The following is a 10300-nucleotide window of genomic DNA, read 5'->3' as shown; positions in this document are numbered from 1 at the left end:
ATGAATCCGCTTACACGTTTTAGGTGGAAATAAATTCCGCCAACAAATGCTTGACTCAAACTTAACCTTGGAACACCTTGCTTTTACGACAAGTTTCAGTTATTTTGTATATATAAGAAACCGTAAATGAATAGGACAGGCTTTGAAAAAGACTAGTACTTTTGCACCCCGTTTTTCCAGAGAGTTTGTGGTTGGTGAAAACAAACAACGGAGCAATCGGAATGGACTTTGTGAGCCTCACGGAGGAACTACTGATTATGCAAACGATTTTTTCAGGAATACAGCCAAGCGGTACGATTACTCTTGGCAACTATATCGGGGCGATGAAGCAATTTGTTGAACTTCAGCACAATTATCAATGTTACTTTTGTATAGTGGATCAACATGCGATTACAACGCCGCAGGATAAGACGGTTCTCAGAAAAAACATTAAAAGCCTGGCTGCACTCTATTTGGCGGTAGGAATCGATCCGAATAAAGCGACATTGTTTATCCAGTCAGAGGTTCCGGCCCATGCCCAGGCCGGGTGGATGATGCAATGCGTGGCCTATATCGGGGAACTGGAAAGAATGACGCAATTCAAAGATAAGAGTGCCGGCAAAGAGGCGGTTACGGCTGGACTGCTCACCTATCCGCCACTGATGGCCGCCGATATTTTACTATACAATACAGACCTTGTTCCCGTCGGAGATGATCAAAAACAGCATCTCGAATTAACAAGGGACCTAGCGGAAAGATTCAATAAAAAATACAATGACATTTTCACGATTCCCGAAGTCAGCATCTCCGAGGTTGGTGCAAGAATTATGTCCTTGCAGGAACCGACTAAAAAAATGAGCAAATCCGATCCAAACCAAAAAGCGATGATTACGATGTTGGATGATCCGAAGTTAATTGAAAAGAAAATTAAAAGTGCTGTCACTGATTCGGAAGGAATGGTCAAATTCGATAAGGAAAACAAGCCTGGGGTTTCAAATCTCTTATCAATTTATTCGATTCTGACAGGAAGGACAGTTGATGACCTTGAGGCACAATACGCAGGTAAAGGTTACGGAGAATTTAAGTCAGATTTAGCCGAGGTTGTTGTTAATACCATAGAACCAATTCAAGCAAAGTACTATGACTTAATCGATTCAAGTGAATTGGATCGGATTCTGGATGAAGGCGCTGAAAAAGCGAATAAAGTTGCTTTCAAAATGCTCAAAAAAATGGAAAATGCGATGGGTCTGGGACGGAAAAGAAAATAAGAAGCCACGAAGAAGGAGCTGAAATATCAGCTCCTTTTTAGTTAACTTTAGGTCCATGTTCCATCTCCCACAGTTTTTCGAAAAACGGCTGCCCCTTTATGATATTTTCACATAAAACAGCGTGCTTGCTTGTCCAGCCTATTTTCGTTTCTTCAAACAAATGCTTCCACGCCTCTTCACAATGCATTTGCTGGATTTCGCTATATTTTTCGGGATGCCATTCGGTATACCAATAGCGGATTTCGGCTTCGTTTTGCGAAGAATGCAGCTGATCGAGAGCCATAAATAAAAGTTGCTTTAATTGCCGTTCTTTTCTCGTCAGCCCTCTCATTAAATGGGGTTCTGGCGAGAGGATATGAAAGCTTTTTAAGGTTGATTGTTCATGAAAATCGTATACAGTGGTTTCCTGATTTTCAAGCATTTCATAGACGAGTTGTTCCTGCCTCGGAATCAGCCTGCTTTTCCGGATTGGAATATTATAACCGATTGTATCCACCGCTAATATTCCTGTGCCATCTGAAACTATGAAGCAATATTCAAGCTGGGTGCGTTCATGGTTTTTCCGTAAATATGCTTTTTGAAACACATCGTCCATAAGTTGTTGAGGCAACTCCGATAAATCGTTTTCTATGTAGTTGTATAACAGAGTATCAATTTTCAAAAGCGGTACTTGATCCAGTAGCTCAACACCGTCGTCCTTTCGCCATTCATGAAAATGACAAATATTATATCCGTTCTCTTCCCCTTCGAACCAGTTCACCCAAACATCATGAAGATATAGCATGAATTTAACCCCCGCTTCAACAAACTGTTTATCATTCAGTATGGGCAGTTGGAAGTTAATTTATTCCTTTTTTAATCGCATCAGGCGTCTACTTTTCTTGTCGATGATCCGGGTAATAGATGCTTACCGAAATAATGATGATTCCAATCAGGAGTAGATAACATTCAAACCGTGTGCTAACAAAAGACAGATAATCGGTAAGGTTGAGTCCGGTTGCCAGTAAATTTAGGTAGATGATCAGGCTAACTCCCCCGGAAACGGCAAGTCCAAAACCGGTGAGCAGCAAGAATAACCTAAAAGCCATGCAAACGAACCCGAATCCGGCTTGAATTTCGTTTAATCGTTAACATATCCATGTTTATCACCCCTGGATTTTCCTGTTTGCCTTAAATATATGTGGTGATAAATACATATATGTACAGGCCATGTTTTCAAGCAGGATGATTATTGTTCGTGAACGAGTTGTGCGATCAAGGGGTTTTTCATCAATAGGATTTAGTTTTTAGGATCCAGAAAACGGTTTGCAGGCAGCACGAGCGACCTCTTAATGGAGAAATTCCCTTCCTTTTTGAAATCCGAAATAATTTGGTAACCGATCGCATATCCGAGCAGGCGCGGATATGGACCTGTGCCGAATAAAAGCATGTCATGTTTTGTATTGTTTCTGGACAAGTCCAGATTTTCAGATACATACTTGTCCCAGTAGCGGACTAATTCTTTTTCCGAGTAAAAATAACACCAATTTCCAATGTATTTTTTGCCGCAATAATGATTGACTGCTTCTTCAGCCAGCCCTTCCATTATGATTGAATCGAGCAAAGTGTATTTTTCAAGCGGTTTTTTTATTTTGTGCATACGGCAAACATGATGATATTCATGGACAAAGAGTGCTTCTATTTCTTTTATATCGTCGCCGGGCGAAAGAAATAGAAATACTTTGTCTTTGAAAGAAACTCCAGCTTTGCCGTCGGTTTCCTTCATCAATCTCCGGTTTTCTTCATTGATGGGAAAAATAAATACCGGCACATCCGGGCCGTTCCAAAATTTTTTGTACTTATTGAACAGGTCACCAACCTTGGTCCAAATTTTACTTTCCAATAATGTCAAATATGTTTTTTTACTGGTTCTGCCAGGTCGGTACATTCCGAACTCCAGTAAGTATTCATAAATATTCTTCGGATCATCGTTCTCAAAAAGGTCAGCGAATTTACTGCATATTTTGACCGGATTATCAAACTGGCGCATCATCCATTCATCTGTATTAATAATCCCCATTTATCACCACTCCATATAAACTCATTGTCCTTTTTCAGTTTATGAGCAAGGTGAATTTTGGTGATTTTCACAAACAGAAAAAGAGCGGTATTTGACCGCTCTCCTGGTTATGCAAGAAATTGAAACATTTATCAATATAAAGTAGTCGCTCCAATTCCGGTTGTCGCCTTAATTTGAGATAATAATGAGTAATCGTTACTCTCATACATCTTTAAGGTAAGAGAACTTGCTTCTAACATACTCATAGTCTCAGCTTCTTCTACATATTCCGATTTCTATACAGCAAATAAATAAAAAAAGGGGCACCTATTCCTGATACAAACACCCCTGCTGGAAGATCTAGCGGGAGAAACGCAGTTCTGGCCACCACATCTGCTAAAATAACAATTAGTCCTCCTATCAAAGCGGCAACAGGTACCAACCCCCCAAAAGATCGGCCAACCAGTTTTCTTGCAATATGAGGTGCAATTAAGCCGACAAATCCGATTCCTCCGGCATATGCCACAGCAGAACCTGCCAACGCCACAGAAACAATAAGCAGGGCAAAGCGGTGATACTGCACCCTTGAGCCCAAACCTAAAGCCACTTGATCACCCAGTTCCTGCACATTAACCTCTCGGGAAAATAGAAGGGCAAGCGGAACAAAAATCAGCACCCACGGCAACATTGAATAAACATTTTCCCAATTTGCTCCATAGACGCTTCCTGTTAGCCAAATATAAGCCTGCCCTGTTGTGTAAGTTCGATTAAGGACGATCATCATCGTTGTTAAAGCACCCATTGCTGCTGCCACTCCAATTCCAATGAGTACAAGGCGGATAGGTGTGACACCCTTTTTCCAGGCTAAAATGTAAATGACAAGTGAGACAATTCCGGCCCCCAATATGGCGGCAAAAGGGATGAACTTAATACTGATTGTCCCCGAAAAGTACGTAATAAACAAAACTGCTGCAGCCGAAGCACCACCGGTTATTCCTATAATATCGGGAGAAGCTAAAGGATTCCGGACGATCCCCTGCAAGATTAGGCCGGATACTCCAAGTGCCATGCCGACAAGTAAAGAAAGAATCATTCTAGGAAGTCTAAGGGTATCAATAGTAAATTGGTATTCCGTACTTTCCAGCCCCAATAAGTGTAATAGTACAATCAAAGGATTGATCATAGTACTTCCTACGGATAGCCCCACTATAAACAACAACAGCGATAAACAAAGTAATAATGAAAAAATAACAACCATTTTTTTTTCTATATGAAAAGAAAATCTGCCTAATCTATCCCGTACTGAGAAATACTTGCTCATTCCTTGTTAAACCCCCTGCGTGCAATATAAATAAAAAATGGGGTGCCAATAAACGCCGTCATGACTCCAATGGGCATTTCTTGGGGCATAATGACAAACCTTGCCGCCACATCAGCCAATAATAATAAACTGGCGCCCAACAATGCACAATAGGGAACAATCCACCGATAATCAATGCCAACCAGCGAACGAACAATATGAGGTATAATGAGACCAATAAAACCAATGGAACCGCCAACAGCAACGGAGCCGCCAGCCAGGATTACAACAACGAATGCAATTAATATTTTTACTAAAATGATTCGTTGGCCCAGACCTTTCGCTATGTCTTCTCCAGATGTCAAGATATTAACGGCATGCCCCAACAGGAAGGCCAAAATTACTGCGCTTGCCATAAAAGGCAGGATTGGTTTAAGCATATCCAAGGTTCTGCCGGCTACAGAACCGGACAGCCAAAAGAGCATTCCTTCCAGATTTTGTTCATCAAGGACTAACAAACCTTGGGTAAAAGAAACAAATAAGGCTGAAATAGCAGCACCCGCCAGAACAATTTTTATTGGTGACAATCCATCGCTTCCCAGTGAACCAAGAAAATAAACTAGAATTGCTGCAACTGCCGCCCCTAAAAAACCCATCCACATGAGATGTATCAAAGACGTAACTGAAAAAAATGAAACAGCAAAAACGATAAAAAACAGAGCGCCGGCATTGATTCCAAAAATACTCGGGGAAGCCAGCGGGTTTCTTGTTAATGCCTGCATAAACGCCCCCGCTATCGCAAGGCTTGCTCCAATTACCGTTGCTATGACAGCCCGTGAAGTTCGTGTGGTTGTGATAATTACATGCTCTGTTGAAGACGGATCAAAATGTAATAAAGCCTCGATTGCAGTTTTAAATGGAATTGGCGTCTGACCCAAAGCAATACTTAAAGTAAAAGAGATGGCAAAAAGACCAAATCCGAGTATTAAACCTAAAAATTTTGAGTGTGTACGAAGAAATAGATGTGTCATTTCCTCCCTCTACTTTCATGAATTTAGTTTTTTAAATGACAAAAATAGGAGGATTATAAAATCCTTCCTATTCTGTCTACCTTCGGCTATTTACTTCTCCAACTCAAAATGCTTGTAAAGGTCATCCAGCATGTTATTTGCTGAAATAATGCCTCCGCCATTATTCCAGGTAACCTCATCCACCATATATACCTGATTGTTTTTCACAGCATCAAGATTTTTCCATAATGGATGACTGGTCCATTCTTCATATGATTTTTTAACCGCTTCACCGCTTGTATCATCAAAATTAAATACAAAGAAGCTATCCGCATTCATATTAGGAATACTTTCTTTATCCGTTAGCTTAAGTACAACTGTACCCTTTTCCGCTTCTTTTTGTTGAAATTCAGGACGTACAAACCCAAGTTCACCTAATATATCTCCAGCAAAGCCTGTTATATAAATACGGGAGTGATCTTCCCTGAAATTAAGTACGGATAGCTCAATTGGCCATTTATCACCCATTTTGGCAGAAATCTTTTCTTTAAAATCAGCAACCCTGTTGTCCCAGTCAGAAACAAGTTCATTTGCTTTGTCTTCCTTATTTAGCGCTGTTCCAATCAAATCAACCGTTTCTTTAAAATTAAAAACAGTCTCATGAGTAACGGTTGGGGCAATTTGAGATAATTGATCATAAATTTTTTCATGACGCAGCTTAGAAGCGATAATCAAATCCGGTTTCAATTTTGAAATTTCTTCAAGGTTCGGCTGTGTTTCCAAACCCACATTTTGGACTCCTTCCAAATCGTTTCTAAGGTATTTATAAATCGGCTGTTCTACCCAGGACTCAACCACTCCTACCGGTTTTACTCCAAAGGCAACAGCAACATCGGTGGCCCCTTGGTATAAGGTTACAATTCTTTTTGGTGTTCCCTTAATGGTTGTTGTTCCCATTGCATGAGTAATGTCACGGGAACTTTCTAACCCTGCAGCTTGCTTTCCTTCAGTTCCTTCTTTTTGTTCTGTCTGTTCCGCCTCTTTATTTTCTTTCGATCCTTCTCCTGATGATTGACTTCCACATCCAGTTAAAATCATTGCAAGGGATAAAATGATTGCGAGCAAAGAAAATGAATATTTTCTTTCAAATGAGTATGTAATTCCTGGCATGTAGATTCCTCCTAATTGATAGTGATAATTTTTATCAGTAATAAATTATAATTCATAATCTTTGAATACCTACTGAACGTGTTTTCCCCTTTTATTAAAATATTGATGAGAATCTGTCAAATTAAGCGGGGTTTTATTTGGAAAGTTCCTCTCTAATTAATATTGAAAATCATTATCAATTAAGATGATAAAATAATTAGGGATTTTAGTCAATAGAAATTTAATTAAAGATTATTAATTGTTTGAATATCCTAATTTCCGATTCTTTGAAGTTTGCTTTTAATGGGGCAAATTCTGCAATAACCAATTCCTTCAAGGTCTTCTTCCAGTAGATAATACATACAGCAAGTTTTCCGGCATGGATTTTGTTCAAGTTCTTCTCCAATTTTCAAATATTCTTTAATCGGATTTTCTTTTAAATTAAATAAGTCGCCTTCCGCATTTTTTAGAAATTGAAAGTCACTGTTCAGTCGTTCGATTTTGACCAGTTCAACGTCTCTGGACAATATTTTCCGATAGATGGAGTTGATTCGAATGGCTACGTTTTCCCACAGTATTGATGGAGAAAGACGGGATGTTTTTTGCAATGTATTTAAAACAGGAGTAATGTGTTCAGAAAAAAGAGAGCGTAATACGTTTACACGCCATTGTTCCCTCTCTAAATTCGTTGTTTCCTCCCAAGGGCAACATTCTAATTGAATACATAATTCACGTTCTTTACTCAATGCACATGCTTTAACAGGTAATTTAAGCGTACAATTGTATTGGACCATACTATACAAGGTAGACGCTACGATGAGATAAGCATACCTTTTAGAAAACATCGAAGCCGCGACTGATAAATTTGGTGCTTTTATCTGCAACATTAATTTTTGTAAAAATACTCGGCATTTTTCTTCATTTAAAAGATCCGACATCTCTATATCCTTGGGTTTCTCATGCTCTAAATGTATATTGAATGTCTTAAGTTTATTCATCATCATACTGTTCATTTTTATCATCCTAATAACAAATTTCAATTCTAAATCAGTAAAATAAAGAATATTAAATTGAATAAAAAGCACCTGCTTAAGTTCTAAAAGTAAAAAAAAGAAATTGCGTGCTGACCCGTCATAAATATGGCGAGAATGAACACGCTCCAGCTTAACCTTTAAGAAATTGCCATTGTGTCTGTCCTAACCTTAGTAATTTACCAATCTTCTTGATTTCTCTGTTTTTTCTTTTTCTATTGCACGTTCCATTAATATTTTATAATTCAGGTGGTTGAATTTATAAATACCGTCTTGATCGGCGATAATATAGTCACCCGATTCAAAAACGACTCCACCTACACTTACTGGAGTGTTGACTTCCCCTTCCAACTTTAAATTTCTCGTCGTCTTTGGTGAAACGGATTCATAAAACACCGGTATACGACTCCTCCTTAAATATTCAAAGTCTGTTACTGCCCCACCAACTATAACGGCAGATAATCCGATTTCTTCTGCTTTTCTGGCTCTAAATTCTCCCCAACAAGCATGTGTTTTATTCCCTGAAGCATCAATAACTAAAATATCCCCTTCTTTAGCATGTTGAAGAGCTATATTTAATGGGTAACCATCTCCACTTGATAATTTTACCGTAATAACTTCCCCATACACTTTAGTAACGGATACTGTACAATTAAAATTAGCTATGAAACCAAAATCGGTAAAGTGCCCTATTGTCGAAGTGCTAACCGATTTAAATTCTTCTATCTCATCCGCAGTATATTTCTGCACTCTTTCTCTAACCGTTAACATTCTGGCCTCCTTGCTAATTCAAATAAAATGGATTATATCCTATCCCCTTTCCAGATGGCATCGCCCCCGGGACACCATCTGATTCCAGTAAAGGACGAATGATTAGCTTCACCGGCCACTCTTTTCTTTCGAACAGCTCATAGTGCAGTACTTCCCTATCCGCTTCAGGTATATCGATTGATAGCAACGCTTCCCTTAATTTCATTTCTGTTATTTCCCAAAATATATTTTCTGGAATATGATAGATTTTGGATAACGATTCCATTATTACAGCCAAATTCACTTGTATGCCAAGGGATTGGATGTAAAAAATTAATTTTTCAATCGATTCGTTATATAAGGTGTTTGAATAACCGGGTCTTATATGGTACCCAGGATCTTTAATTTTATGTTTTTCTAAATACGTTTGATGCAAGCGGACTGAATCATGGTCTCTAAATAATAATCCAACTATTTTTTTATTTTTTAGTACTACACAACAATTTTGGCCGTGAATCTCCGGTACAATCCCGACTTTAAACAACCTCATTGTAATATCATGAAATACAGTCGCTAAATCTGTATAAAAGCTGATAACATCTTCATTTGATAGAGTTTCTTCTAATAATTCACTTAAAAAATGATGGCCTTGAAGTTCGACGCCTAAAGAAGACATGGGTATAATTTTATAACCATTATTCATAATTTCTTGAGGATAAGTTCTTACTTGGGCTGCCAAATGGCGCGGATGATCATCAAAAAGCCCTATAGATTGAGGCATATATCCCCACCAATTTTTTTCTTCACATAAGAATACTCTGTTAGCAAGAGTCTCGTCGCAAGCTACAGCTTGTCTAAACATTTGCTCTCCGGCTATACCATTTAATAATTTAACGACTGGCAAGTATCTGGCAGCACCCAATGACTTAACACTAATTGGTAGTTTCAACATTTTCGTTGATTCATGGGGAGATGTTAATGAACGCACAGAGGATGTGGCCAGGAAATCGCCAACTTTTGAATCCAGGATGATAATTATTTTATCCTCTAATTCTTGTTTAAAATTTGGGATGATAATGTTTTTAAGCTGCCACGGATGAACAGGTATGATCGTATATTTATCTTTGGAAATCCCTTTGAGTATTAACTCGTTTTCAATGATCGCTTTTTCCTCGTCTTTTAGAATATCAAGGCTTTCCAGTCCATTTTCCGGGCACCCTTTTACGACTGAATCATTACATATTGCCACCCAACATAAGGTCGTCTGTCTCCCGAATTCAGCCATATACTTTTGATAATCGATTGGTGTAAAACCTATTTTTGCTTTGGACAAAGGATGAAACGGCCGATCACGTAAAGATGCGATCATCTCGCCTTTAACAAACCAATCATAAGCTGACGTGGGCTTAATAGTTTCGTAATCATCCATCCGTTTTAGACTAAGATTTAATTGCTCTATAGACACTTTTAACCCTTCCAGAAAATCTCCTACACCCGAATGTGCATATGCTTCTTTAGACAACGAATGTTCCAGCACCAATTTGCTGAGTTCTATAGGTGAACTTATCGCCACCCAATCATGGTTCTCCTTCTTATAAATAGAAGAACCAGACACCCACTGATAGCCCTGTCTATAACTTTTTTCCATAAGAAAACATAATTTATCGATATAAACCAAAGTTTGTTTAAATTCGGGATAAAGTTCTTGAATAAGTATGAGTAAAATGTTTGTAGGAGAATTATTTCCCTTCTCATCCAGATAATGGCGTAGCCGT

The 10300-nt window shown here is 38.6% G+C and carries 10 protein-coding genes; 1 reads left to right on the top strand and 9 read right to left on the bottom strand.

Annotated elements, in window-relative coordinates; translation table 11 throughout:
- Nucleotides 1–254: 254 nt before the first annotated feature.
- Nucleotides 255–1247 carry a tryptophan--tRNA ligase gene (gene trpS / locus CVD23_RS20005; protein WP_101577947.1) on the top strand — a complete coding sequence of 331 codons (993 nt, stop codon included), beginning with the start codon at nt 255–257 and terminating at the stop codon, nt 1245–1247.
- 37 nt (nt 1248–1284) lie between these two features.
- On the opposite strand, the gene CVD23_RS20000 is transcribed toward trpS, so the two are convergent.
- The 9 genes from CVD23_RS20000 to CVD23_RS19955 form a co-directional block, all read right to left on the bottom strand.
- Nucleotides 1285–2031, bottom strand: a complete 747-nt coding sequence (locus CVD23_RS20000) for a YjbA family protein (RefSeq protein ID WP_101666987.1) — start codon at nt 2029–2031, stop codon at nt 1285–1287.
- A gap of 88 nt (nt 2032–2119) precedes the next feature.
- Nucleotides 2120–2335, bottom strand: coding sequence for a hypothetical protein (locus CVD23_RS19995; RefSeq protein ID WP_101577749.1), 216 nt, complete (start codon nt 2333–2335; stop codon nt 2120–2122).
- 191 nt (nt 2336–2526) lie between these two features.
- A complete protein-coding gene (locus tag CVD23_RS19990; RefSeq protein ID WP_101666986.1) occupies nt 2527–3306 on the bottom strand; it encodes a DUF2268 domain-containing protein in 780 nt (259 codons plus the stop codon).
- Between the two features lie 259 nt (nt 3307–3565).
- Nucleotides 3566–4606, bottom strand: coding sequence for a FecCD family ABC transporter permease (locus CVD23_RS19980; protein ID WP_101666985.1), 1041 nt, complete (start codon nt 4604–4606; stop codon nt 3566–3568).
- Complete coding sequence (locus tag CVD23_RS19975) at nt 4603–5616, bottom strand: FecCD family ABC transporter permease (RefSeq protein WP_101666984.1); 1014 nt, start codon at nt 5614–5616, stop codon at nt 4603–4605. The genes CVD23_RS19980 and CVD23_RS19975 overlap by 4 nt, the downstream gene beginning before the upstream one ends.
- 90 nt (nt 5617–5706) lie before the next feature.
- Entirely contained in the window at nt 5707–6765 is a 1059-nt protein-coding gene (locus tag CVD23_RS19970; protein WP_101666983.1) for an ABC transporter substrate-binding protein, read from the bottom strand.
- 251 nt (nt 6766–7016) lie between these two features.
- Entirely contained in the window at nt 7017–7757 is a 741-nt protein-coding gene (locus CVD23_RS19965) for an IucA/IucC family C-terminal-domain containing protein (protein ID WP_180955738.1), read from the bottom strand.
- 189 nt (nt 7758–7946) lie between these two features.
- Nucleotides 7947–8546: an RraA family protein gene (locus CVD23_RS19960; RefSeq protein ID WP_101666981.1), complete on the bottom strand. Its 600-nt coding sequence runs from the start codon at nt 8544–8546 to the stop codon at nt 7947–7949.
- A gap of 13 nt (nt 8547–8559) precedes the next feature.
- The coding region (locus CVD23_RS19955) for an IucA/IucC family protein (RefSeq protein ID WP_101666980.1) at nt 8560–10300 on the bottom strand (1741 nt) is incomplete at its 5' end.

The sequence above is a fragment of the Bacillus sp. V33-4 genome, from assembly GCF_002860225.1.
Lineage (GTDB): Bacteria > Bacillota > Bacilli > Bacillales > Cytobacillaceae > Bacillus_BJ > Bacillus_BJ canaveralius.
Note: the sequence above shows the minus strand (reverse complement) of the source record. Positions and strands in the feature narration are given on the sequence as shown.